The organism is Pseudomonas proteolytica (assembly GCF_007858275.1).
Lineage (GTDB): Bacteria > Pseudomonadota > Gammaproteobacteria > Pseudomonadales > Pseudomonadaceae > Aquipseudomonas > Aquipseudomonas proteolytica.
Map to the genome: position 1 here is coordinate 12441 of NZ_VFEV01000041.1, position 24904 is coordinate 37344.

Sequence of the window (24904 nt, forward strand, 5' to 3'; positions counted from 1 at the left end):
GCTTACTGAAGTGCGTCGGGTTAGGTGCCTGCTATCGACCGGGAGGCATGTGGGTCACGAATGCGTAGTAGAAAGACGCAGTTCCCACCTCCATTACCATTTTGGTTCGAGCGTGTAAGCCATTTCCGCTCGCTTAATTTAACGATCGTTGCGCAGATTCACGTGTGTTCACCATACCAACTATCTAGCACTTGTCCGGCCATGGCTGCCAGAAGGGTACGCCTCTCACGATTGGTACCCCGCACCTTGCGGCGCCTCGTAACATTGTCGAAGGCGCTCTTGATTCAGCCTTCTAGATTCACCCGGTGACACGGGTGGTTCCCACCAAGGGGGAACAACTTCATTAAGCGACTTCGTGTCGCACTTCCGCCCAATTATTATCAATAGGTACGGCCCCGTCATTGAGGTAGCGCGACAGCGCTGCCCAGCGTTTGAGGCTGTAATCAAATGCTCTGCTGATGGCTGAACCTTCGGGCACAAGATCACGCTGGGCGATCATCCAGGCATGCAGCCTATCCATCACTGGCGCGGCTTTTTCTTGCCGTATTCGGCGCCGTAATTCCGACTCCAGGTCACGCACTTCGCTCTCGATTTCGTACAACAACTGGATGTAACGCAGGGCCTGCTCGGCGAGCTGGCTCTTGTTGGTGGCATGCAATTCGAAAAACTTGCGCCGGGCGTGGGCCATGCAGCCGATCTCGGTCACGCCGAGTTCGAAGCTGGCCTTGTAACCGCCAAAATCATCGCAGACCAACTTGCCTTTCCAGCCTTGCAGGAAGTTGCGAGCATGCTCACCGGCGCGGCTGGGGCTGAAGTCGTAGACGACAGCGGCTGTTTCGCAGAACTGGCTGGTGGCGTAAGCCCAAACATAAGAGCGGTGGGTTTTCTTCGTGCCCGGAGCGAGCATCTGTACGGGTGTTTCATCCGCGTGCACGACCTGCTGCCCGATCACTACGTCACGCAGGGCATCGACCAGTGGCTGCAACTGCACGCCCGTAACGCCGACCCATTGAGCCAAAGTGGAGCGTGGAATCGACAAGCCAGCTCGACCAAAAATCGATTCCTGACGGTAAAGCGGAAGATGATCAGCGAACTTCGCGATCATGACGTGGGCAAGTAATCCGGCAGTCGGGATGCCCTTGTCGATAACTTGCGCAGGTACCGGCGCCTGGATCAGCGTTTCACAGTCATCACAAATCCACTTGCCACGAACATGGCGCTCAACGGTAAACACGCCCGGCGTGTAGTCCAGCTTTTCGCTGACATCTTCACCGATGCGTTTAAGCGCACAGCCGCATGGGCAGTGAGTGTTGTCCGGTTCGTGATGGATCAAGGTGCGTGGGAATTCTGCCGGCAACGCAGTGCGCTTGGGCTTTTGCTTTTTCTCAGTTGTCGCTGGCGCGATTTGCAAGGCCTGAAGCTCGGCCTCAATCGCCGCGATATCGGTATCGATCAGGTCATCCAGCAGGCTGGCCTGCTGAGGATTCATCTGCTCGCTACGCTTGGCAAACTTCAAACGCTTGAGCTGTGCGATCTCGTGGGTCAGCTTTTCGATCACCGTTTGATCGCGGTTGATCTTCTTGCCCATGGTTTCGACCGTTCTGCCCATGGTCTCTACCGTCTTGCCCATGGTCTCCACTTGCGACAGCAACTGCGCAGCGAATGCACGCAGTTGGTCGGGAGTCATTTGATCGAGATTGGGCGAGGAAGTCATGCCGTGGATTTTACCAAAGCAGACCGCCTGCGACAGCAAACCAAGACGCTAATTAAAGTTTTTTAAAGCAGTGTAATTACACCGCCGACGCCAACACGTTGCCAAGGTAGGCCGAGCACCAAGGCCTGAAGTTGCTCAGTATCCAACTGCATTTCGCTGCCTTGTCGAAGGCCTGGCCAGTGAAACTTGCCTTGGTTCAAGCGACGTGCAGCCAGCCAAACGCCGATCCCATCATGTACCAACACTTTCATCCGAGTCGCGCGGCGATTGGCAAACAGATAAGCACAGTGCGGCTTCGCCGCACCGAAGACCTCGATCACCCTGGCCAGCGCAGTCTCGGTACCGGCGCGCATGTCCATGGGCTCGGTGGCGAGCCAAATGGCGTCGATACGGATCATCGCAACACGTCTCGAAGGAAAGCGGCGCAGGCAGCAGCACTATCGGTCGGCCAGTTCACTTTGACGGTGCCGCGTGGGTGCAGAATCTCAATGCTGATATTCGATGAAGGTGGGTGTGCCGTTATCTGCATGGGCAATGGGATAAATGCTGGTTGAAGCGCTGAGCTTTTGTGCGCGTGCACTCGAATCCATTTGTGGACGAGGTTGGCGTTGAGGCTATGGCTGAGGGCGACGCCGGCAATCGAAGCGCCGGGTTGGGCACACTCTTGAATGACCTGGGCCTTGAAGGATTTGGAATAGGAACGGCGTGTTGGCTGCATGACATACCCGCTTAAAAGGCTAGAACTGGTGCCCACTTAAATTAAGTGCACACCATGTCCAAGCGTTGCGGGGTTGGGTAGATGACTTGGCCGGACGCATACGCTGTGCAACCTCATCACGGCGATTGTCGGGGGCGACCAGAAACAAGGTGCTGGCGGCTCCTACCTGCGTACCCAGTGCAAGGTCTAGCATGCGTACGATCCCCGACCCTGACGGGTGACGCCTGATTGAGGTGTGCTCGGGGTCATGCCGAGATAAGGGAAAATTAGGACATTAGACCTGTAACTGAATGATTCACTTAGCTTTTTTCAGAAGGATTCGAATCTTGCGTTTTGTTTGTGTGAAATGACGATCCTGTCGGCTTTCCGGCCTCAGTCAGCCCTTGGGTTGCGCGCTCCAGGTAGACGGTGTTCCACAGCGCTACCGGGCCAGCGGCCTCAGCCTGGTAACCGCCGCGATTGTGCTGTGGAACACCGAAGACGGCATCACTCACTGATTTTAATTGTTATGCCATAACATCCTGTTCGGCCTGTATGTTGACGGCAATCCGTGAATTCTGCTTTTAGCGAGCCTTTCATCGAATGTCGGGAACAATCCCAGCTATCCCTGTGTTTTCTTCAATCCTTTCAGACGCATGTTCGCCCTTTGGACAGCAGCCATCTTTTCGGGCCGCTTCATTCGTTTCCATTTCCTAATGTCTTCCTTGCTTCGCCCGCAGCTCACACAAAGATCGCCACTTAGCTGGCAAACTGAAATGCATGGACTTTCGATTTCTTTAGCCATCGTCAATAACCCTTTGTCACGCGTGATTGCGCCAACCGCTTCTGCCAATCGCCACCATGACTTCGTTGGCACTCCTCCTCAGAGTCGAACCGTACATTGTGGTCTGATGGGCGCAGATCAATGTTTGCGCCGTTCAGCGCCATGGCAGTCAGCTCAAAGATGCGCACCTTCTGCGCGCTAGACTGGGCAAGCTTTTTGTCTGCTAACGTTTCGAAAACCCAGATCACTTTTAGAGTTTCAGGAAGCGCGTTTAAGTCAGCTTCGTGGGTGAGCCAGGAAAAGCCTTTGATTTCAGATTTTGCCGTTTCGCAAGCTTCGGTGAGAGTTGCAATTAAACCGCGTTCGATCCGCGCAAGTTCACGTTTGCCTAAGGGCATTGCGGGCTCCTTTGGAGGCAATAGATGGGGGGCGCCCTGCAACGGGCGGGTTCAACAAAGCGAGTTAGCGAAGGGGCTCAATTAGAGCCCCTTACCAGAGGAATCAGACTGAATCAGACAGGTCGAAATTCGACAGTCAGATGGCTGACCTCGTGAACAGGCTTGAGACGTTCACGAATGATTTCGGCGTTCGCAGTGGCTTCGCCAAGGACGCTTACGATAGCCGCATGCGCTTCTGGTCCAACCCGCCAGACATGCAAGTCTGTAATGGTTGCATCGCCTGGCTTCTCAACCAGCTCACGGATTTCCTCTGCAACGTGCTCATCAGTTTGATCTAGCAGTACAGCAGAGGTCACACCCATCAAGCTCCACGCCCAACGCGCGATAACGATGGCACCAACAATACCCATTACCGGATCCAGCCATACCCACCCGAGATACCGGCCAGCGAGCAATGCAGCAATTGCCAGCACGGAGGTCAGTGCGTCCGCTATTACATGGACGTACGCTGATTTCAGGTTGTTATCCCCGTGATGTCCATGATCATGATCATGACTGTGGCCGTGGCCAAGCAGAAGCGCGCTCACAATGTTTACGATCAAGCCAACAATCGCAATGAGCGTAGCGGTCCCGAATTGAACCTCCGTTGGCTGGAGGAGGCGCATTACTGACTCTACGCCGATTACCAGGGACACCATGCCGAGTATGAGCGCCGATGCAAACCCACCCAGATCTCCAACCTTACCGGTACCGAAGCTGTAACGATTACTGGACGCGTGGCGTTTTGCGTATCCGTAAGCAGCCGCTGCGATGCCCAAAGCGCCCGCATGGGTCGCCATGTGAAAACCATCGGCAAGTAAAGCCATCGAGCCAGTGATATAACCGGCGGTGATTTCGCCAACCATCATCACCACCGTAAGCGCCACGACCCAAAGGGTACGTTTGGCATTTTCTTCGTGCGCTGACCCAAGGAATACGTGGTCGTGTATGTGATTAATTTCGATATTGGTGCTGCTACTCATGAACTTGTACCTGGTTTCTTCACTTTGAATAGCGGCGAATGGCTTCAATAAGTTCTTCGACACCCTTGTTGCGCTCTTCATCGCTGAGCGCTGGGTTCGCTACATGCTCCCTGGCGTGGTCCTCAATAATTTCGTCCATTAATCCATTGATGGCCCCGCGTGTGGCGGCGACAAGATGCAATGTTTTTGCGCAATCGAGATCCGATTCCAAAGCACGTTCAACTGCCTGGATTTGTCCTGCGATGCGTTTAACTCGTTTGAGAAGAGCGTCTTTGTTTGAAGCTGTGTGACCCATGGTATACCCCTCCTACCTATGCAAGTCGCATGATAGGCATACCTAGTACCCCTATGCAAGCGTCGTATGACGGAGAGGCCGCCCGCAGTGCCTTGCTGGAAAGCGATGCTTCAAGTGTGGAGGGTCAGGCCGAAGGGGGTAATCGCAGAAAACGGAGATGTTTGTACGCTAAGCCATGCTGCTCTGCTGCAAGCATTGTTCGGCACTGTTGCGTCCGGTTGAAGTACGCCTCAACCCGGCGTCAGGCCGACCAACAGGGATCTCAAAACGCATGCCTCCTCATTTCTTAACTACAATGATGGGAGCTGAAGGATCAGCTCCCATCAACAAAAATCCCGTCAGTCATGACGGTTTTTTTGTTTTCAGTCCGCATCGCTGAACAGATGACCAGTAAATTGCGTTCGTACAGATCATGGTGAGCTGATGCGGGTAGGTGTTGTTATGGTGGTTTGATCGCACTCCATGTTCAGTCTTTCGCATTCCGCATCTGCTTCTATCCGTGTCGAGTAGGTGAACTGCAATCGCTGCTTACCTTGATTGTCATAAATATCAAAACCAGCCGGAACTGTAGTGGAGTGAAAGCGAGCTCCATTGCGAACCGATCCTGTTTCGGTGGGGATCGCAGGAACAACAACGAATCTCTGGATCATCTTCGCGTCCTTGTGTTGAGTGAACCTTAACTAATAGCGACAGCCCGCCACTTCTTCAAGTTTTGAGAAGTCCTATGACAACCAAACAACCCGAGGCGGTGGCCTGTCAGGTTGAGCTCATAGAGGTTTGTAGGGAAACGTCAGGAAAAGCCGAAATAGACCCTACCTTGACGTACCTCCGTCGTCCGGCCTGACGCCGGGTTGAGGCGTACTCCATTCGGACACAGACTGCACAACGCAAGGGCTTACAGACTGTCAGCAGGGGCTTATCGTACGATTTTTTCCGTTTTCTCTATGCACCCCAGACAACGCGATAGGCGTGCGCGGATTGTCCGAAGTCGCCAGCCATTCAGGAGGACTTGAGGTGGATTGCACGCAAGCCTTTATAGAACAACCGCATGCGAAGCAAATGTCCTAATTTTCCCTTATCTCGGCATGACCCCTGCTCCAACCGGACATAGGCCGTGTCACAAAGGCTGAAGCCGGTCGGTTGTCGCTTAGTGTGCGGAACTCCTTTTTTTGCGATCTCCCCAAACCAGGGTGCAGGCAAGACTTGACCTTGCCATCATGTCAACGTTTATGCTGTGTTTGCGGCTAAAGAAGCCGCTCAATACGAGAGGAATAACTATGTTCGTCTTAGATGTGTCCGGCATTGGTTGCGGCAGCTGCATTAGCAAAATCACCAAAGCTATTCACGCGTTGGATAGCGAGGCAAGGGTTTTGGTGGATCGTGCTGCCGGCAAGGTCAACGTTGAAAGTAGCGAAAACCCTGAGCGAGTCCGCGCAGCTGTGGAAACATTGGGTTTTCCTTCCAAAATCAGCGCCTGATGGTGCTGATCCGCTCCAGCTTTAACGCTCCCATATACAGGCTCTCCCTGGGCTCATTTCAGATATGAGCCCAGGGCCGAGATAAGCTGATCAAAGTCTTCTTAGCGCTTTCCTGGAGTAATAGCTTCAGCACCTATCCAGCCCGCCTCAATGGTTCAATGAGCACAATGTGGTAGGCAATGGGTCGAAGTCTGCTGACATTGACTTTAGGGCAACCAGGGCAGAGATAACCGGCCTGTTCTATAGTGCAAGTACTTGTTTTTTGGCAATTACTCCCCACGAAGAGCCTTAATCAGGCCTTTAAATGAACCATTGAGTCGGGTGAACGCTGCCTCGAAATGAATTTCATTTTCCGTATACTTCGCAAGCTCGACTTGCTGATCCACGGTATTTTGGTCCAGGGACGGTTGATTTGGAATTCTGTAAAGTAAAGCTCTCTCATCAATTTCGGCTGCTGATCCGTTCCCAGCAATGTGCTTTAGGTTTGTTGTTTGTAAAGAAAACTGAGCATCCGTCATTCGCTTTGACTGGCTTGCAAGCAAGGCAGGAAAGTCCAAGTCGCGGGCCTTGAAATTTGGCGTATCGGCGTTAGCTATATTATTGCTCAGCACCTCCGCTCTTTGGCTGCGATAAATTAACGCTCTTTCCGCAGAACCAACGGCTTTTTCAAAATTAATACTCACGTCTAATCACCTTTGTGGAATTACCAGTCCCGACGCAATACGCATATCGAACACTCAAGGTTAAATACAATGCATCAGCGTCGGCGAATTTCAGATCCTGTTCAGCTGTTCAAAAACCGTCGAATCTCTTTAAAAATGACAGGAAGCTTACAAAATTGTCATATATAAATTTTAATCGGTTAAATACGATGCAGTGTTACTTGGATGAGTGAGAGCTTACGAATTAATCCGCCTGCTATTCAATAGAAAAGTGGCAGCCTGACACAACTGTAATATTCACCTAAGGTTTCTGACAGGGGATGAGTCCTAAAGTTATATCGAGCCTTGAGCTCAGCCCCCAAGAATCATTTTTCAATGTGGATTCAACGGGATGACCAAAACTTATTCGAGGATACCCCCATGAAATCCATTAAAACCCTGTTTGTCATAGCCGCTTTGACCGTCTCTTCTCTGGCGATGGCCGAAGGTGGCGGTGACCGGACGTTCGCGCGCCGCATGGAGGCTGCAATGAAGAGGTCAATGGACGCGTACCAAATTGCCCAAAAGCAAGGCACTCAACCCCCAGTAGCCGAGAGCAAAGCCAACGCTGTCGACCAAGCCAAATATTGAACGGCTCGATGCACTCCCAAGCTGACAGAAATGTAATCACCTCGGTGGTTAAAATGTGGCAATTTCTGAGCTCGCCTGCCCTATGAGTTTAGTCCTTTGCGGCGGCGGGCAAGGTTCATAGAGATTCGAGACGAGCTCCTGAGAGCCCGCTAACCTATAAGCATAATCCACAGCGTGTTTCACACGGTTTCCCTTTCGACTGACTGGATATAAACGGCATGCATTCCAAAACCTCTAGGCGGACATTCGTTAAAGGCTTGGCCGCTGGTGGCATTCTCGGCGGCTTTGGCCTTTGGCGCACTCCTGTATGGGCAGTGACCAGTCCTGGTCTGCCGAGCGTACTCACCGGCAACGAATTTGATCTGTTTATTGGTGAAACCCCGGTAAACATCACCGGCTCGCCACGCACGGCCATGACCATCAATGGCTCCTTGCCGGGACCATTGCTGCGCTGGCGCGAAGGGGAAACGGTCACGCTGCGGGTAAAAAACCGCCTGGATCAGGACACTTCAATCCATTGGCACGGGATCATCTTGCCGGCCAACATGGATGGAGTGCCGGGCTTGAGTTTCCACGGCATCGCCCCCGATGGCATGTACGAGTATAAATTCAAGGTGCATCAGAACGGTACGTACTGGTACCACAGCCACTCGGGCTTTCAGGAACAAGCTGGCGTATATGGCCCCATCGTGATCGATTCAAAAGAGCCGGAGCCTTTTCAGTACGACCGCGATTACGTGGTGATGCTGACCGACTGGACCGATGAAGATCCTGCTCGCGTCATGGCCAAGCTCAAGAAACAATCGGACTACTACAACCACCACAAGCGTACCGTGGGCGACTTCATCGACGATGTCAGCGAGAAAGGCTGGTCCGCGACAGTGGCGGATCGGAAGATGTGGGCCGAAATGAAAATGAACCCCACCGATCTCGCGGACGTCAGTGGGGATACTTACACCTACCTCATGAACGGCCAGGCCCCCAACGGTAACTGGACAGGTATTTTTAAGCCGGGAGAGAAGCTGCGCCTACGCTTCATTAACGGCTCGGGTATGAGCTATTTCGACGTCCGTATCCCAGGCTTGAAAATGACCGTTGTGGCCGCCGACGGCCAGCACGTCAACCCGGTCAGCGTCGACGAATTCCGCATCGCCGTGGCAGAGACCTATGACGTGATCGTCGAGCCTGCCAGTCAAGAGGCGTATACCATTTTTGCCCAGTCCATGGATCGAACCGGTTATGCGCGCGGAACCTTGGCCGTGCGCGAAGGATTGAAGGCGCCGATACCGGCGATTGATCCTCGCCCTCTTGTGACCATGGATGACATGGGGATGGGCGGTATGGCCGGTATGGACCATGGCAGCATGGCGGGCATGGATGGCGGCGCTACGAAGCAAGGTGGCATGTCCGGTATGGCCGGCATGGATCACAGCAAAATGACCGGCATGGGCCAGGATGACATGTCCAATATGACCGGTATGGACCAAAGCAATATGGCAGGTATGGACCAGGGTGACATGTCCGGTATGGCAGGTATGGGCGGCATGGGCGGCATGGGCGGAGAGATGCAGACTCACCCCGCCTCCGAAACCAATAACCCCCTGGTTGACATGCAAGCCATGACCCCTACGCCGAAGCTCAACGATCCGGGTATTGGCTTGCGCAACAATGGCCGTCGCGTGCTTACCTACTCTGACCTTAAGAGCACTTTCCAGGATCCGGATGGCCGCGAGCCCAATCGCACCATTGAGCTGCACCTGACCGGTCATATGGAAAAGTTCGCCTGGTCATTCAACGGCATCAAATTCTCTGACGCCGAACCATTGCGCCTCAAGTATGGCGAGCGTCTGCGCATTACGCTGGTGAACGACACCATGATGACTCACCCCATCCACCTCCACGGTATGTGGAGTGACCTTGAGGATGAGAACGGGAAATTCATGGTGCGCAAACACACGATCGACATGCCACCAGGAACCAAACGCAGCTATCGAGTCACCGCTGATGCGTTGGGTCGCTGGGCCTATCACTGCCACCTGCTATTCCATATGGAAATGGGCATGTTCCGTGAAGTACGGGTTGATGAGTAAAGGAGACGGGTTATGAACACATATCTGAATCGTAAGTCGCTGATCGGTTGCGCCCTCGTCATTGGCCTATTAGGGGGAGTGCCCGTTGCACTGGCAGGAGAAAGCGGTGGCGATCATTCCCATCCAACTCCTGCATCATCAACGGACAAGCCAGAGTCAACCCAAAAACCCAAGACCAATGAATCCAAAACCGATCACAGTTCCATGGACCATGGCTCGATGGATCACAGCAAAATGAGCGATGAGTCGATGGATCATGACCAAAAAACTAAAAAAGCGGATTGAGATCATGACCAGTAATTTTTTACGCCCAACCCTGCTGGCACTGACCGTCTCCATCAGCCCCGCTTTTTTTGGCTTGGCGAACGCCGCTGAGGCAATGGATCCGTCGATGACCATGCCCTCGAGTTCGGACTCGAAACCCTCGGGGGTTCAAAAGTCGATCCCCGCCAAAGACAGCCAGATGGACCATTCCAAGATGGATCATGGTTCGATGGAGCCTATGGACCACAGTAAAATGAACATGGGCCAAGGCCAAGAAAAGCCGATGGACCATAGCAAAATGAATCATGGGCAAATGGATCAAGGCCAGATGGAAGGCATGGACCACAGCAAAATGAGTATGGATGCAAGGGCGACTACCACGAGCCGAACCCCTATTCCGGTACTGACCGACGCTGATCGTGAAGCCGCCTTTCCTCCGGTGGCTGGTCATGGCCTCTCTGACAAAAGCCTCAACACGTTCTTTCTCCTCGATCAGTTCGAGTATCAGGACGCTGACAACGGCAGTGCCCTGAGCTGGGACGCTACGGGATGGATCGGTGGGGACGTTGATCGTCTGTGGCTGCGTTCGGAAGGTGAACGTACCAACGGTGTAACCGAGAGCGCCGAACTCACAGCACTGTGGGGGCACTCGATCAGTCCGTGGTGGGACGTTGTTACCGGGGTGCGTCAAGATTTTAAACCAGGCTCGCCACAGACTTGGGGCGCTTTGGGTATCCAAGGGATGGCTCTCTACAACTTTGAAGCGGAAGCCACCGCATTCATTGGTGAGAACGGGCAGACCGCGGCTCGGTTAGAGGGCGATTACGACATTCTGCTTACCAATCGCTTGATCTTGCAGCCCACAGCCGAAATGAATTTTTACGGGAAAAACGACCCGCAACGCGGCATTGGTTCTGGTTTGGCCAATACCGAAGTAGGTTTGCGGTTGCGCTACGAGCTTGTCCGCGAGTTTGCCCCCTACATCGGCGTTACCTGGAGTCGCTCCTATGGCAAGACCGCAGACCTCGCTAGCGATGAAGGAGAGGATACGAACGAGGCGCGATTTGTCGTAGGTATTCGGATGTGGTTTTGAGAACCTTATATGAAAAGAACAATAAAAACGTTGGCTGCTGCCGGTGTGGTTGCAGTCATCATGGGGGCCGGCGTCGTGCATTTTGGTGTGTTCAACGTTGGGGCCGATGAACCCCACTCCGATCCCGTTTACGCACTTCTGTCCACTGCTCGGGATCGCTCGATTGCAGTGCGTTCACGCGACATTAAAGTCCCCGACCTAAGCGATGAAGCTCTCATTCGTGCAGGTGCAGGCAATTACAACTCAATGTGCATTGGCTGCCACCTCGCTCCGAGTGTCGCTGGAACCGAGTTGAGTAAAAGCCTTTACCCGGCACCTCCAAATCTTTCAAAACTGGGCGTTGATGGAAATCCAGCTGCCGCCTTCTGGATCATCAAGCACGGTATCAAGTCCACAGGCATGCCAGCCTGGGGCAAAAGCATGGCCGACCCCTACATCTGGGGGATGGTTGCTTTTCTTCAGCAGCTTCCCGCCTTGGATGCAGAGCAATATAAGGCCCTGACAGCAAGCAGCGATGGCCACCAACACGGTGGCGGCGAGACCAAAATGCATAACCATGAAGGACAGCATGACGGTCAAAAAGAGGCTGCCGCTGGACATCATGATGCAGGCGGAGCTGAAGAAGTAGCTGAGTCCGACGATCATCATGACGACAAAAATAGTGCGCATCTTCATGATGAAGACGCAGCACCCTCTCAGGATGAAAGTACTGAGCATGCTCATACTGAGGGTGCAGATGCTCCTGCGGATCAGCCAAAAACTCATACCCATGCTGATGGGAAGGAGCATACCCATGCGAAATAACTTTCTTCGTCCTGGCCGGGCACTTCGCCTCGCTGCATTCGCGGCTCTGTTTATCAGTTCCGCTGGTCATGCAGCAGAATCGATGACGATCGACGTCCATCGTGACGCTAACTGTGGATGCTGCAAGAAGTGGATGCAGCACCTTGAAGCTAACGGCTTCACCGTCGTTGATCATGTAGAAACCAACATGAGCGCGGTCAAGCAGGGCCTGGGTGTTGCTCCGCGTCTCTCGTCATGCCACACCGCGGTGATCAACGGCAAGTTTGTTGAAGGCCACGTGCCTGCCGAGCAAATAGTTGCTTTGAGCAAACGCGACGACCTTATCGGGATAGCTGTGCCGGGCATGCCGGCAGGCTCGCCTGGCATGGAGGTCGGTGGGAAGCAGGATGTTTATCAGGTCATCGGCCTGAGCAAAGCAGGTACTGACCAAGTGATTGCCGAGTACATGGCAAACTAAGTTTCAAACTTTCCTTGATTCTTGCATGATCACTGCCCGTGATCATGCAAGCGATGTGTGCTCTTGCTACGTTGTGCTATCAGCAGTATGAGCGCTATCGCAGAAAAAACCGCGCCGGCATAAAATGTCATTGCTGAGCCATACGTTTGCCAAAATAACCCCGCAATCCCGCTTGCCAGCAACATGGATACACCACTCACCAGGTTGAAAATCCCGAAAGCGGTTCCTTTCAATTCTGCCGGTGTCGTGTCAGCGACAAGCGCAGCCAGTAGCCCCTGACTAAATCCCATATGAAGTCCCCATAGGGCGACGCCGAGTATCAACATTGAGACGGACTCGGCACTGGCTAGAACCAGATCGGACAAGATCAGCAATATCAACCCGACCCTGAGGAGACTTGTGCGACTTACACGGTCAGAGAGCTTCCCCACAGGGTAGGCCGAGAGCGTGTAGAACAAGGCCATCACCACCATTACTATCGGCACCCAGGTTGCAGACAACCCTGCTTGCTGAGCGCGCAAGCCCAGGAAGGCCTCACTAAAACGTGCCAGGGTGAACGAAAGCGCTGAGCTGAATGCTCGTGTTCGGACTCATCGACGCCAATAAAAATCAGACTGACCGCTACCAACGCCGGTATCACCGCGATCCATAACACCAGTGGAATGTTTTCACTGAAGGCATACATCAGGCGGATGGCTACTGCTGGCCCGAGGAAGGCCCCTATCGTATCCATGGATTGACGTAAGCCGAAGCAAGCGACGGATATGCGGTGGCGATACATCAGCGACCAGGGCATCACGTGGAGCGCCGCGAATACCTTTGCCGATCCGATCCAGAAAGCGTGCGGTGAACACCATTTCTGCAGAGTGAGCCAATGGAAAGAGCGGCTTGGTGAGTGCCGCAAGACCCTAGCCAACCAGCAGCAAGCCCTTGAGACGACCGACGTAGTCGCTGATCGCCCCTGAAAACACTTTCACTATCAGGGCCGTCGCCTCCGCAATGCCCTCGATCAGACCCAGAGTGATTATGCTGATGCCTAGAGTGCCCACCAGAAAGATAGGCAGCAAGCTATGAACCATTTCTGAAGAAAAGTCCATGAACAGGCTGACGAAACCTAGCGCCCAGACCGTACGGGGAATGCTATGTGTAGCTATTGTCTCGGACATATTCCAGTTTCCTTGGCTGTCGTCCGCAAGTGTATCTACAGCGTCCAGTGATTCTGTTGCGGCGAGCTCATATTGAGCTATCTGCTCAACAAACTTATAGGCGGTAGGATAGTAGGTGTTTGGCGGGTATCTATCTGTTGTTGAGCGCTGTTCTCGGCACGGTCCACTGGTTCTACCCATTTCGGTGATCCTTATCGTGGCATTACCGACTCACGAGACAATCATTTACGAAGCCTGACCTATCAGCATGCGTATAGACAGGCCGCTAAATTAAGGAGCGCCGTTGCTGCTGGTTCTACCTGACAGATTCGTAATGGTATCGCCCGTCGCCAGCGACTAAACTTCCTCGCATGAAACGCTATCTGCGGTTGTTCCTCATTTTTCTGATCAGCTTGGCGCTTCCCCTGAGCGGGATGGCGGGCATTCAGTCACCGACAGAACCTTGCCCGACGAACACGACGGGTATGACCATGATGGATGATATGAACCAGGACTGTTGCGGTGATATGAGCAGCTCCGCCGATCATGGCAAACCCTGCAAACCTGGTCAGGAATGCAGGAGCGCCAGTCTGCTACAAGTGTTGTTGGGGAAACCTGCCACCCGTTTGTCCAGTCCGCAAATACTAACAATCTTCAGCGACTCCCTGTCTACTCAGGCTCCCTCCGGGGTGTGGCGACCGCCTCGCGCTTGATTCCTGTACCCCACTGAGCCTCATCCCGCCCTGGCGCGGGATGGCATATCTGCGCGCGAGCCCAAGACACGCGCAGTGGATCATCACAGGAATCGTGAACATGAATCCCAAGTGCTACTGCACCGGTTGGCCCCTCGTGGCTGCCCTGGCGGCAAGCGTGCTGGCATTGCCAAGCCTTGCTGCACCCCTGACACTCGACGAAGCCTTACGGTTGGCTGAAAACAATGCACCATCGCTGACCGCCCAAGCGGCCAAACTGCAAGCGGCCAGCAGCGCCGCCATTCCAGCTGGAGAACTACCCGACCCGAAGCTCCTGCTGGGCATACAAGACTATCCCATCGGTGGCCCTGACCGCTGGCGCCTCGAGCAGGACGGTATGACCATGCAGATGGTCGGCGTCATGCAGGAGGTGCCCAATCGTGACAAGCGTAGGGCGCGTATCGAAGTTGCCGAGGCGGCCGTAGATCGAGCCGCGGCCGAAGGCCGTGTCGAGCGGCTGAACGTTCGTCAGGCCACGGCATTGGCCTGGATCAGCAGCTACTCCGTCGAGCGTAAAGAGGTGCTGTTTCAGGATTTTTACCGGGAGAACCGTCTGTTGGCCGATACCGTCCGGGCGCAGATCGCCGGTGGTCGTGCCCAACCTGCCGATGCAGTAACGCCGAAACAGGAGGCGGCTCAGTTGGCGGAACAACAGGACGAGTTAATTCGCCTGCGTGCGCAAGCCCGAGCGGCCCTCAAACGCTGGATTGGCCCAGCGGCCAATGACCAGCCCGTCGGCAGCTTGCCCGAGTGGCCCATCGATACCTCAGGTTATTCCCATAAGCTGCAATATCACCCCGCATTGGCGGCATACGCGCCAATGACTCGCGAAGCGCAGGCCAAGGTCCGTGAAGCAGAGTCCGAAAAGCAGTCCGACTGGAGTTGGGAGCTTGATTACCAGCGCCGCAACCGTCAGTTCGGCGACATGGTCAGCGTGCAGTTCACGTTCGACTTGCCACTGTTCCCCGAGTCCCGACAGAACCCGAAGATCGCCGCCAAACACGCTGAACTGAATCAGTTGGAGGCCGAGCGCGAAGCTCTCGTACGTGAACACACCCAGCAACTGGAGGACGATCTGGCCGAATACGAGCGTCTGAACCGTGCCGTGTACCGCAGCCAGGACAGTCTGTTACCCCTGGCCAAGGAAAAAGTCGGGATGACCATGGCCAGCTACCGGGCCGGTAAAAGCGACCTGGCACCTGTCATCACTGCCCGACGTGAACTCATCGAGGCCCGCCTCAAACAGATCGACTTCGAAGAACAGCGAGCCCTCACCAGTGCTCGCCTGTATTTCGCCTATGGGGACACCAATCAATGAGTACTCGAATCTGGAAAGGGGCTTTGCTGGCAGGTCTCTCGATTACCTTGGGCGCTGCCGGCGGTTACTGGTTCGCTCAACAGCGCATGCCTGATAGCGCAGCCGAACAGGCCCCTAAAGCCCAAGACGAACGCAAAGTACTGTATTGGTACGACCCGATGTCCCCGCAGCAGAAGTTCGATAAACCAGGCAAGTCTCCCTTTATGGATATGGAGTTGAAGCCCCGCTACGCGGATGCTGCAGCGGACAGTGCGGCCATCAGTATCGACCCCAGCCTGACCCAGAATCTCGGTTTGCGAGTGGCCACAGTCACTCGCGGCGTGCTTACTTCCAACTTGGACGTGGTCGGTGTGTTGGCATTCAACGAGCGGGATGTTGCAGTGATTCAATCGCGTACTGCTGGCTTTGTGGAGCGAGTGTACGCCCGTGCTCCAGGCGATGTGCTCAAAGCCCATGCGGCTTTGGCCGATATCCTGGTACCGGAATGGGCCGCTGCTCAGGAAGAGTTTCTCGCACTCAAACGCAGTGGCGATGCCGACTTGCTGGCGGCAGCACGCCAGCGCTTGCGCTTGACCGGGATGCCAGCACCGCTGATTGCTCAAGTGGAGCGAAGCGGCAAGACCCAGCCGGTCCTGACGCTCACCAGCCCCATTAGCGGTGTACTGCAAGAGTTGGATGTACGCTCGGGTATGACCGTGGCGGCCGGCGAGACTCTGGCTCGAGTCAATGGATTGAGCAGCGTCTGGCTGGCAGTGGCCGTACCAGAGTCGGAGACTGGATCGATCATCATGGGGCAAGCGGTAGAAGCACGTTTGCCAGCCTTTCCGGGAACAGTGCTCAAGGGCACAGTCAGTGCGATTCTGCCCGAAACCAACCCCGACAGCCGAACTGTGCGTGTCCGGGTCGAACTGCCCAACCCTGATGGGCGACTCAGGCCGGGCATGACGGCCCAGGTGCACCTAAAACGCTCTACCGAACAAAGCGTGCTGTGGGTGCCGAGCGAGGCAATCATTCGCACCGGCCGACGCGTCCTGGTGATGCTCGCCGAAGACGCGGGTCGCTACCGCCCCCTAGAAGTGCAACTCGGGCAGGAAAACGAAGGCAAAACGGTGGTATTGAAGGGGTTGGAAGAAGGTCAGCAGGTAGTCAGCTCTGGACAGTTCCTGCTCGACTCTGAGGCCAGTCTCAAGGGCATTGTTGCGAGCACGCTGGAAATGTCACCACCCAGCGCAGCAGCCTCCAGCTTTCATGAGGCGGATGGGCAGATCGTCGAGATCAATAACCAAGACGTAACAATCGCCCTTGGTCCGTTCAAGACGCTGGGCATGCCTGGTATGACCATGACCTTCCCATTGACTGACCCTGCTCTCGTTCAAGGTCTCAAGACGGGAGACAAGGTTAGGGTATCGGTTAGCCAAACCGATGATGGTTTACGCATTGAACGCCTGGAAAAACTAAGGGGTCAGCCATGATCGCCGCCCTGATTCGCTGGTCAGTGGCCAACCGATTTCTAGTGCTGCTGGCGACGATCTTCGTCACGGTCTGGGGCGTCTGGTCGGTTCAGAGCACGCCGATCGATGCACTTCCGGATCTCTCCGATGCTCAGGTAATCATCCGCACCCCTTATGCGGGACAAGCGCCGCAGATCGTTGAGAACCAGGTGACCTACCCGTTGGCCACCACCATGCTCTCGGTGCCAGGGGCCAAGACCGTACGCGGCTATTCCTTTTTCGGCGACAGCTTCGTTTACGTGCTGTTCGAAGACGGTACCGATTTGTATTGGGCCCGCTCCCGGGTGCTGGAATACTTGAGTCAGGTCCAAAGCCGACTGCCGACTTCCGCCAAACCGTCCTTGGGGCCAGACGCCACAGGCGTGGGCTGGATCTATCAGTACGCACTAGTGGACCGCAGTGGCGGACACGACCTGGCGCAACTGCGCGCCTTGCAGGACTGGTTCCTCAAGTTCGAACTCAAGACCCTGCCCAACGTTGCGGAGGTGGCCACCGTGGGTGGCATGGTCAAGCAGTATCAGGTCCAACTCGATCCACTCAAGCTGGCCAGCCTCGGTATCACTCAGGCTGAGGTAACCGACGCTATTGGCAAGGCCAATCAGGAAACCGGTGGTGCGTTGCTGGAGATGGCGGAGACCGAGTTCATGGTGCGCGCCTCCGGATACCTGAAGACGCTGAATGACTTTCGTGCCATTCCGCTCAAGCTCGGTGCTGGCGGGGTGCCAGTGTCCCTAGGCGACGTGGCGACGATCCAGCTGGGGCCGGAGATGCGCCGCGGCATCACTGAACTCGACGGCGAAGGCGAAACCGTCGGCGGCGTGGTGATTCTGCGCAGCGGCAAGAACGCTCGCGAAACCATTGCGGCGGTCAAGGCCAAACTGGACGACCTGAAAAGCAGTCTGCCGGCCGGGGTGGAAATCGTCACCACCTACGACCGCAGCAAACTGATCGACCGCGCAGTGGAAAACCTCAGCTACAAACTGCTTGAGGAGTTCATCGTCGTCGCGTTGGTCTGTGGGATATTTCTCTGGCACCTACGTTCATCCCTAGTGGCCATTATCTCTTTGCCGGTGGGGGTGCTCATTGCCTTCATCGTCATGCGGCATCAAGGAATCAACGCCAACATCATGTCCCTTGGCGGGATTGCTATTGCCATCGGCGCCATGGTCGACGCCGCCGTGGTAATGATCGAGAACGCTCACAAGAAGATCGAGGCTTGGCATGTGGCCCATCCTGGGGAGGAGTTGAAGGGCGAACGTCACTGGCATGTGATAACCGAAGCGGCGGCGGAGGTGGGGCCGGCGCTGTTTTTCTGCCTGCTGATCATCACCCTATCGTTCATCCCGGTGTTCACCCTGGAGGCTCAAGAGGGTCGTCTGTTTGGTCCATTGGCCTTCACCAAGACCTATGCCATGGCGGCGGCGGCCGGACTCTCGGTAACCCTGGTGCCGGTACTGATGGGTTACTGGATTCGTGGTCGGATCCCCAAAGAGGACCAGAACCCGCTAAACCGCTGGTTGATCAGGATCTATCAGCCGGCCCTTGATGCGGTGTTACATCGACCCAAAGTCACCCTATTAATCGCGTTAATGGTTTTCCTCAGCGCGTTGTGGCCGATCTCTCGTTTGGGTGGCGAGTTCCTTCCTGCAATGGACGAGGGCGATTTGCTCTATATGCCTTCGGCTCTGCCGGGGTTGTCGGCACAGAAAGCGGCGCAGCTGCTGCAACAGACCGACCGCTTGATCAAGACGGTACCCGAAGTCGAACACGTTTTTGGTAAGGCTGGTCGTGCCGAAACCGCTACCGACCCGGCGCCGCTGGAGATGTTCGAGACCACTATCCAGTTCAAACCACGCGAACAGTGGCGTCCTGGTATGACCCAGGAAAAATTGGTGGAAGAGTTGGATCGAGTGGTGCGCGTCCCTGGGCTGACTAATATTTGGATACCACCGATCCGCAACCGCATGGACATGCTCGCCACTGGGATCAAGAGTCCGATTGGAGTGAAAATTGCCGGCACAAACTTGACGGAAATCGACGCGGCGACTCAGGCGGTCGAGCGCGTAGCCAAAAACGTGCCCGGGGTCAGTTCGGCTCTGGCTGAACGATTGACGGGCGGCCGCTACATCGATGTGGATATCGACCGCAAAGCCGCTGCCCGCTACGGGTTGAATATCGCTGATGTGCAGTCGATCGTCGCCGGTGCTATTGGTGGTGAGAATGTTGGCGAGACCATTGAAGGGCTCGCCCGTTTTCCGATCAATGTGCGCTATCCCCGAGAGTGGCGTGATTCGCTTGGCGCCCTAGAGCAACTGCCGATCTACACTCCGCTAGGGAGCCAGATCACCCTTGGCACGGTGGCGAAGGTCAAGGTCAGTGAAGGCCCGCCGATGCTCAAGAGCGAGAACGCCCGACCTTCCGGGTGGGTGTATATCGACGTACGTGGCCGGGACATTGCCTCAGTGGTTGCCGATCTGCGTCGTGTTGTCAATGAGCAGGTCAAGCTGCAGCCAGGCATGAGCCTGAGTTACTCGGGGCAGTTCGAGTTTCTTGAACGAGCCAACGCACGGCTCAAGCTGGTAGTGCCGGCCACGCTGATGATCATTTTCGTGCTGCTGTACCTGACGTTTTCCCGATTCGACGAGGCTTTGCTGATCATGGCCACCTTGCCGTTCGCCCTTACTGGTGGGGCATGGTTCCTCTACCTACTCGGCTTTAGCCTGTCGGTGGCTACCGGCGTCGGATTCATTGCTCTGGCGGGTGTGTCTGCCGAATTCGGCGTGATCATGCTGCTCTACTTGAAAAACGCCTGGGCCGAACGTGTAGAGGCCGGCGACAGTACCGAGCGAGGGCTAATAGCAGCAATTAGCGAAGGAGCCGTGCAGCGGGTTCGACCCAAGGCCATGACGGTGGCGGTCATCATTGCTGGCCTATTACCGATCCTATTGGGCAGCGGTTCCGGTAGCGAAATAATGAGCCGCATCGCTGCGCCCATGGTCGGTGGTATGGTTACCGCGCCCTTACTGTCCCTATTTGTCATCCCGGCAGCTTACCGATTGATGCGCCGACGACGCCTCGCGGTTGAATCCATACCCTCGGAAGGAAGCAGGCCATGAAGTGATTGTGTCCGCCACTGCACGCCCCATGATTGTTTGTGCAACGTCATCCAGCAGTCTGATTTTTTGGTCTGGCAGGGGGCGACCTTTATAATCAATCGGTGATCGAACTCTATCGGAACTGCGTCAAAACACGGCTGATAGAGATCGACGCTGGTGGCAGTGCGTTGGGCTGAACCTGATCATGGCGACTCCAAGGGCGTGGGTACAACGGCTACAGAGTGCGCTACCTGCGCCTGCCACACCTGCTGGAAGACCTCTTCGCGAAACTGATGGACAGCTACGCCAAGACCGATCTGCTGATCCTCGACTGGGGGCTTGTGCCGCTTACCGCCGAGCAACGGCGCGACATGCTGGAGTTGCTGGATGACCGCTCTATGCCGGTGGACAAATGGCATGAGCTTATCGTCGATCCGACCTTGGCCGATGCCATTTTGGATCGGCTGGTGCACAACGCTTCCTGCCTACTGACAAACAGCGTCAGCGAGTTTGGTTCCGTTGATGTGTCGCCTGCGGTATCTAAGCGCCCAGACCGGCCCTCGGAGCTTCCGGCTCCTACCTCCTGATGGTCTCGACCCCCGCTACGCGGAGTTTCTGCTTTACGCTCTGCAGAGATCACACCCGACTATCCACTCATGGCAGGTTCAGCCCTTCATTGCTCCGGTTTCGAGCAGCTACTACGGCCTCTGTTGACTTCTGTCGCCCATCCCGTCATCTCGCGATGCCGGTAGCACATGGCAGGCTAAACAGATCTCCCAGGGTAATTCGCGCGACCTTCCTGCTTATGCCTGTCGGATTTACGTCACAGCGCTCCGTGCAAGTATTGGGCTTGGGCAATTATGGCTACCTTACCCCGCTGTGCCGCCTAATCCGCTTCCTGTTCGTCAGGCCAGCATTTTGCCTCGGGCTTCCTTCAGATTCGCGGTCACCCGCGACACCCTTGCCTCTGGCTAACACTTCCCCTTGCCGGGTGTGTAGAGGACTTTCACCTCCAAGTCACCAGTGTGGCCACCACAGCCAAACTGGTTGCGCTTGCGCGCAACGCGCCATGCCTGGCGCACCATAAAAAAAGGCGCCACAAGGGCGCCTAAGCCGCCTCCCAACCAAAGGAGTAACAAAGAGACGGGTTGTACCTGGTGAGCTAGGTAGCTAATGCTCGATTTAGAGAATTTGCAGCGGGTACTCCACAATCAGACGAATCTCATCCAAATCTGATTCGAAGGCGGTAGCCCGAGTCGTCGCTTGGCGCACACGGAAGGACATGTCTTTCAGGGAGCCGGCTTGAATGATGTACTTAGCCTCGATGTCTCGCTCCCAACGCTTCTGGTCCTGCAGTGGAGCGCCATCAGCTCCTCGGCGCATATAGACGCTGTTCGCATTCGAGTAGTCAGCATCCCAGCCCTTCGCGTAACGAGTCATGAAGCTCAGGCCAGGAATGCCAAAGGACTGCATATTCAAGTCATAGCGTAGCTGCAAGGATTGCTCTTTCGGGGAGTTGAAGTCGCTGTATTGGATAGAGTTATCCAGGAAAATAGAATCAGATTGGCGCAGGTAATCAAAATCGTCATCCCCATTGCTGCGCTGGTAGCCAACGGTCAGCGTGTGGGCACCAAACTGGATACCGGTCTTACCGCTCCAGATGTTGTTATCGAAGCTGCCCAGCAGTTTTTTTCCCTCGTCGACTGCTCGGTAGTAGTTCAGGCCACCAATCAGCGCGACAGTCTCGGAAAGTGGGTAGCTTAACGTGGTGCCAGCGTAATACTGGTTCCACACATCTTTGAAGCGGCTGGTATAGAGACTCACACCGATATGTTCGTTAACGGTGTAATCGCCACCCAAGTAGGCGATCCAAGGCGCGTCTACAGATCCTGCATAGAACGTAGCGAAACCATCGCGCATGCTGCTTGAATTCGGTTGGCTCATCGCATGCAGGCGACCACCCTGCAAGGTCAGGCCTTCAATGCTGGTGTTGGCAAACGTGGCGCCACGAAAGCTCTCAGGCAGCAGTCGTGAGTCCCCATACGCCACAACAGGCGTGGAAGGAAATACGTCCCCAACCTTGACGACCGTATCTAGCAAGCGAAGCTTGGCTGCTCCACCGACTTTTGAATAGGTATCCTCAGGCTGACCCTTGCTGTTGTAGGGCATGATGTCTACTGTGCCACCGGCTCCAGAACGGCCATCACCCGAGTCAAGCTTGATCCCCTGCATTGCGAATGCATCAATGCCGAAGCCCACAGTGCCCTGTGTGAAGCCTGACTCAAAACGTCCGATAATTCCGTGAGCCCACTCTTCGGAGTAACCGTTCCCCGTTCGACTGGACTGACCGTTGCGAAAGTCGCGATTGAAGTAGAGATTTCGGTTGAGAATGTTAAAACTGCTCCCCTCAATGAACCCCTCTGGCTTTTGCTCAACGGCCACTGCAACCTGCCCCAGACTCATGCCAAGGGCAATGAGGGAAAGACCATAAAAGTTATTATTATTATTCATGTAATACCCCAGGCTTTTGCTTGGCAGAGTTTTAATGTGAAATATTTATGATTATAAGCATGCAGGTGAACACCCTGCGTGCAGCAGCATAGTTTCACATCTAAAATAACGCTAGCATGACCTAAAAATTACTTTTTTGTCAGCGGAATGTAATTATCCACTTGGTGCTCCATAAATAAACCTTAGTTTCTCTAATGCACTTGGACCGTAAGCGATCAGCCACCATGAGGGCAATTACTGACCAGCACTTGGTACTCGAGGGTATTCAACTTGCCACTCGAGTCTTCGTAGGTCATACGCGAAGGGGCCAACCCACAGTATCTAGATCCTGTGGTTGGGGTCATACTGATAACTTTTGCGATATCAAGGTTCAAACCATACTGGTAATGAACAACCTCAGGTATGGCCTTACCATTTTTGATGGCATATTGCTCCATCGCCTGCTGATTTTCTTGCATCATCCGACCAAAGACGCGATCCCCTCCACCCTCAGCTATGGCAAAGGACGAAACTGCCAATACCGCAATAGCGATGACTGCCTTCAATGATTTCATGACCCTCTCCTAACTCTAATTCACTGATGGTTAGAGAGTAGCTAATGATACCTGTCAGAAAGCTGCCGTTAACATTACATATCTGTCAGGCAAGGTCTTTACTCAATTAATGGCATGCTTAACAGCGCGCCTATAATTTGTGTTTCGACCGTTATTAGGTGACGTTCGGTACTAAACTCAATTCGCAACGAAGTGTTAACCAACCAAGAGCTGACAGAAATGTAATTTTAATTTCAGTCGACTGTCCGCCGAGCGTGGTCTAGGGTGAAATATGAGCCCTTGGCCCTTGGGTATGCACTTACTTGAATGCTATTTAACAGCATCTTGCTCGCGTTACGCTTGGTGCTTGTCTGCAGTATCACTCATCCGCGATCAGTCTGAAATGATCAGTTGTTTTTAATAGAAATTATCGAATGCCGCTGGTCTCAGCACCACTGCTAGTGTTGTCTTTCCTTGGATGCAATGGAGAACATAGCTATGAGCGACACCCCGGTTACCTCTCACAGAAACACTCACCAATACCTGCGGCCTTGCGTTGAGGCGTGTAGCGACTGCCACAAAACCTGTCTGAATACAGCGATGACCCATTGCCTTGAGGCGGGGGGTAAACACCTTGAGGCCGAACATTTTCGCCTAATGATCAACTGCGCCGAGATCTGTCAGACGTCGGCCAATTTCTTGTTGAATGGTTCCACCTTTCACCACCACGTTTGTGGGGTTTGCGCCGAGATCTGTGATGCTTGCGTGAAGAGCTGCGAACAGGTCGGTGGTATGGAAGATTGCGTCAGGGCCTGCCGTGAATGCGCAGAGATCTGCCGAAAAATGGCTGGCGAACAGAGTTAGTCAAGCCCCATGCAGTACAGAAATAGCAATTTCCGTGTTCGGGGGCCATGGCATGCATGTGCCAACCCTTCGGCGCTAATAGGAGATTCACAATGTCACAGCATATCAAGCACAACAGCTCTAGCCGGTTCACTTTGTCGATGAGGGTGGTAGCGATGGCTGTCGCGGTAATGGCAGCAGCGCCGACGTGGACTAATGCCGCAGAACCCACGAAAAGCGAAGCGATGCAGATGCCTTCCGAGCAGAAGGATCATTCGAAGATGATGAAACAAATGGGCGGCATGTCCATGACTGGTGACGTGGATTATGACTTCGCGGCCAACATGCGCATGCACCACCAAATGGCAGTCGAGATGGCGCAAGCCGAACTCCAGAACGGAAAAAATCCAGAGATGCTCCGTATGGCCAAGGACATAATTGCCGCACAGAAGAAGGAAATCGCCGTATTCGATCAGTGGATTAAAGCGAATAAAAAGCCATGACTATGGTGATGCCGAAGTCGATCTGTGCGCCGTATCTTTGAAGGAAATAACCGCGCCGGTTTGGACGGTAATTCGCTGCCGGCGCATATCACGGTGAACTGGTACTGGACGAAAACTATGCTGCGCTTGGTCCATGGATTTCCAAAACCATTCGAGATAGGCCAAAGACCTGCAAGCAAAGGCACTATTTGAGTCCGAGATGATCTTCTTCCTCTGTCACTGCGCGTTGAGAAGCAAAATCGTTTGAGAGCAGTAGAGACATTGCGAGACCAGAACATGGGCCAAAGCGTTCTGTTCGAGCTAAT

General features: G+C 54.6%; 23 protein-coding genes and 3 pseudogenes. 14 read left to right on the forward strand and 12 right to left on the reverse strand.

All coding sequences use genetic code 11. The features are described from left to right. Window positions 1-364: 364 nt before the first annotated feature. The 8 genes and pseudogenes from tnpC to FIV38_RS24295 all read right to left on the reverse strand — a co-directional run. Window positions 365-1714 (reverse strand): annotated as a pseudogene (gene tnpC / locus FIV38_RS24255) (IS66 family transposase); the annotation flags it as partial. A 62-nt stretch (window positions 1715-1776) separates the two neighbouring features. Then, the gene (gene tnpB / locus FIV38_RS30530; RefSeq protein ID WP_034139925.1) at window positions 1777-2112 is read right to left on the reverse strand and encodes an IS66 family insertion sequence element accessory protein TnpB; all 336 of its coding nucleotides are present in this window, start codon (window positions 2110-2112) and stop codon (window positions 1777-1779) included. Then, on the reverse strand, window positions 2109-2432 hold the full coding sequence (gene tnpA / locus FIV38_RS24265; RefSeq protein WP_186352298.1) for an IS66-like element accessory protein TnpA: 324 nt from the start codon (window positions 2430-2432) through the stop codon (window positions 2109-2111). Before tnpA ends, tnpB begins: the two co-directional genes overlap by 4 nt. Before the next feature lie 601 nt (window positions 2433-3033). Beyond that, complete coding sequence (locus tag FIV38_RS24275; protein WP_092239337.1) at window positions 3034-3216, reverse strand: DUF1289 domain-containing protein; 183 nt, start codon at window positions 3214-3216, stop codon at window positions 3034-3036. Window positions 3217-3218: 2 nt separating this feature from the next. Next, a complete protein-coding gene (locus tag FIV38_RS24280; protein ID WP_092239335.1) occupies window positions 3219-3593 on the reverse strand; it encodes a hypothetical protein in 375 nt (124 codons plus the stop codon). Between the two features lie 113 nt (window positions 3594-3706). Next, entirely contained in the window at window positions 3707-4615 is a 909-nt protein-coding gene (gene dmeF, locus FIV38_RS24285; protein WP_092239333.1) for a CDF family Co(II)/Ni(II) efflux transporter DmeF, read from the reverse strand. Between the two features lie 19 nt (window positions 4616-4634). Beyond that, window positions 4635-4910: a metal/formaldehyde-sensitive transcriptional repressor gene (locus FIV38_RS24290; RefSeq protein ID WP_092239330.1), complete on the reverse strand. Its 276-nt coding sequence runs from the start codon at window positions 4908-4910 to the stop codon at window positions 4635-4637. A gap of 410 nt (window positions 4911-5320) precedes the next feature. Beyond that, complete coding sequence (locus FIV38_RS24295) at window positions 5321-5560, reverse strand: hypothetical protein (protein WP_092237208.1); 240 nt, start codon at window positions 5558-5560, stop codon at window positions 5321-5323. Window positions 5561-6187: 627 nt separating this feature from the next. Here FIV38_RS24295 and FIV38_RS24300 point away from each other — a divergent pair. Further along, window positions 6188-6388 carry a heavy-metal-associated domain-containing protein gene (locus tag FIV38_RS24300; RefSeq protein ID WP_034114911.1) on the forward strand — a complete coding sequence of 67 codons (201 nt, stop codon included), beginning with the start codon at window positions 6188-6190 and terminating at the stop codon, window positions 6386-6388. Between the two features lie 269 nt (window positions 6389-6657). Here the strand turns inward: FIV38_RS24300 and flgB are convergent, their stop codons facing one another. Continuing rightward, window positions 6658-7071 (reverse strand): flagellar basal body rod protein FlgB, encoded by a 414-nt coding sequence (flgB, locus tag FIV38_RS24305; protein ID WP_092237211.1) that lies wholly within the window; start codon window positions 7069-7071, stop codon window positions 6658-6660. A gap of 399 nt (window positions 7072-7470) precedes the next feature. Here flgB and FIV38_RS24310 point away from each other — a divergent pair, with 399 nt between their 5' ends. From FIV38_RS24310 to FIV38_RS24335, 6 genes are all read left to right on the forward strand, one after another. Continuing rightward, complete coding sequence (locus tag FIV38_RS24310; protein WP_092237493.1) at window positions 7471-7680, forward strand: co-regulatory protein PtrA N-terminal domain-containing protein; 210 nt, start codon at window positions 7471-7473, stop codon at window positions 7678-7680. Between the two features lie 218 nt (window positions 7681-7898). Beyond that, window positions 7899-9770: a copper resistance system multicopper oxidase gene (locus FIV38_RS24315; RefSeq protein ID WP_092239328.1), complete on the forward strand. Its 1872-nt coding sequence runs from the start codon at window positions 7899-7901 to the stop codon at window positions 9768-9770. Between the two features lie 12 nt (window positions 9771-9782). Then, window positions 9783-10055, forward strand: a complete 273-nt coding sequence (locus FIV38_RS24320) for a hypothetical protein (protein WP_139273583.1) — start codon at window positions 9783-9785, stop codon at window positions 10053-10055. Further along, window positions 10027-11127: a copper resistance protein B gene (locus FIV38_RS24325; RefSeq protein ID WP_169850847.1), complete on the forward strand. Its 1101-nt coding sequence runs from the start codon at window positions 10027-10029 to the stop codon at window positions 11125-11127. Before FIV38_RS24320 ends, FIV38_RS24325 begins: the two co-directional genes overlap by 29 nt. A gap of 9 nt (window positions 11128-11136) precedes the next feature. After that, window positions 11137-11931, forward strand: coding sequence for a c-type cytochrome (locus FIV38_RS24330; RefSeq protein WP_092239326.1), 795 nt, complete (start codon window positions 11137-11139; stop codon window positions 11929-11931). Next, window positions 11921-12388: a DUF411 domain-containing protein gene (locus FIV38_RS24335; RefSeq protein ID WP_069553036.1), complete on the forward strand. Its 468-nt coding sequence runs from the start codon at window positions 11921-11923 to the stop codon at window positions 12386-12388. The genes FIV38_RS24330 and FIV38_RS24335 overlap by 11 nt, the downstream gene beginning before the upstream one ends. Window positions 12389-12417: 29 nt before the next feature. Here the strand turns inward: FIV38_RS24335 and FIV38_RS24340 are convergent. Beyond that, window positions 12418-13554: pseudogene (locus tag FIV38_RS24340) on the reverse strand (MFS transporter). A 350-nt stretch (window positions 13555-13904) separates the two neighbouring features. On the opposite strand from FIV38_RS24340, the gene FIV38_RS30535 reads away from it, so the two are divergent. The 5 genes and pseudogenes from FIV38_RS30535 to FIV38_RS24365 form a co-directional block, all read left to right on the forward strand. Further along, window positions 13905-14246, forward strand: a complete 342-nt coding sequence (locus FIV38_RS30535; RefSeq protein WP_080758782.1) for a hypothetical protein — start codon at window positions 13905-13907, stop codon at window positions 14244-14246. A gap of 100 nt (window positions 14247-14346) precedes the next feature. Then, window positions 14347-15603, forward strand: a complete 1257-nt coding sequence (locus FIV38_RS24350) for a TolC family protein (protein ID WP_034114905.1) — start codon at window positions 14347-14349, stop codon at window positions 15601-15603. After that, a complete protein-coding gene (locus FIV38_RS24355) occupies window positions 15600-17075 on the forward strand; it encodes an efflux RND transporter periplasmic adaptor subunit (RefSeq protein ID WP_034114904.1) in 1476 nt (491 codons plus the stop codon). The genes FIV38_RS24350 and FIV38_RS24355 overlap by 4 nt, the downstream gene beginning before the upstream one ends. Then, window positions 17072-20230 carry an efflux RND transporter permease subunit gene (locus tag FIV38_RS24360; protein WP_069553010.1) on the forward strand — a complete coding sequence of 1053 codons (3159 nt, stop codon included), beginning with the start codon at window positions 17072-17074 and terminating at the stop codon, window positions 20228-20230. Before FIV38_RS24355 ends, FIV38_RS24360 begins: the two co-directional genes overlap by 4 nt. 212 nt (window positions 20231-20442) lie before the next feature. Continuing rightward, window positions 20443-20796, forward strand: a pseudogene (locus FIV38_RS24365) (ATP-binding protein); the annotation flags it as partial. Window positions 20797-21391: 595 nt separating this feature from the next. Here the strand turns inward: FIV38_RS24365 and FIV38_RS24370 are convergent. Further along, a complete protein-coding gene (locus FIV38_RS24370) occupies window positions 21392-22720 on the reverse strand; it encodes an OprD family porin (protein WP_034114902.1) in 1329 nt (442 codons plus the stop codon). Window positions 22721-22935: 215 nt separating this feature from the next. After that, window positions 22936-23274 (reverse strand): DUF2790 domain-containing protein, encoded by a 339-nt coding sequence (locus FIV38_RS24375; RefSeq protein WP_034114901.1) that lies wholly within the window; start codon window positions 23272-23274, stop codon window positions 22936-22938. 477 nt (window positions 23275-23751) lie between these two features. Here FIV38_RS24375 and FIV38_RS31115 point away from each other — a divergent pair, with 477 nt between their 5' ends. Next, the gene (locus FIV38_RS31115; protein ID WP_477749778.1) at window positions 23752-24117 is read left to right on the forward strand and encodes a four-helix bundle copper-binding protein; all 366 of its coding nucleotides are present in this window, start codon (window positions 23752-23754) and stop codon (window positions 24115-24117) included. 92 nt (window positions 24118-24209) lie between these two features. Continuing rightward, on the forward strand, window positions 24210-24599 hold the full coding sequence (locus tag FIV38_RS24385; protein ID WP_226926058.1) for a DUF305 domain-containing protein: 390 nt from the start codon (window positions 24210-24212) through the stop codon (window positions 24597-24599). The last annotated feature ends 305 nt before the right edge of the window (window positions 24600-24904 follow it).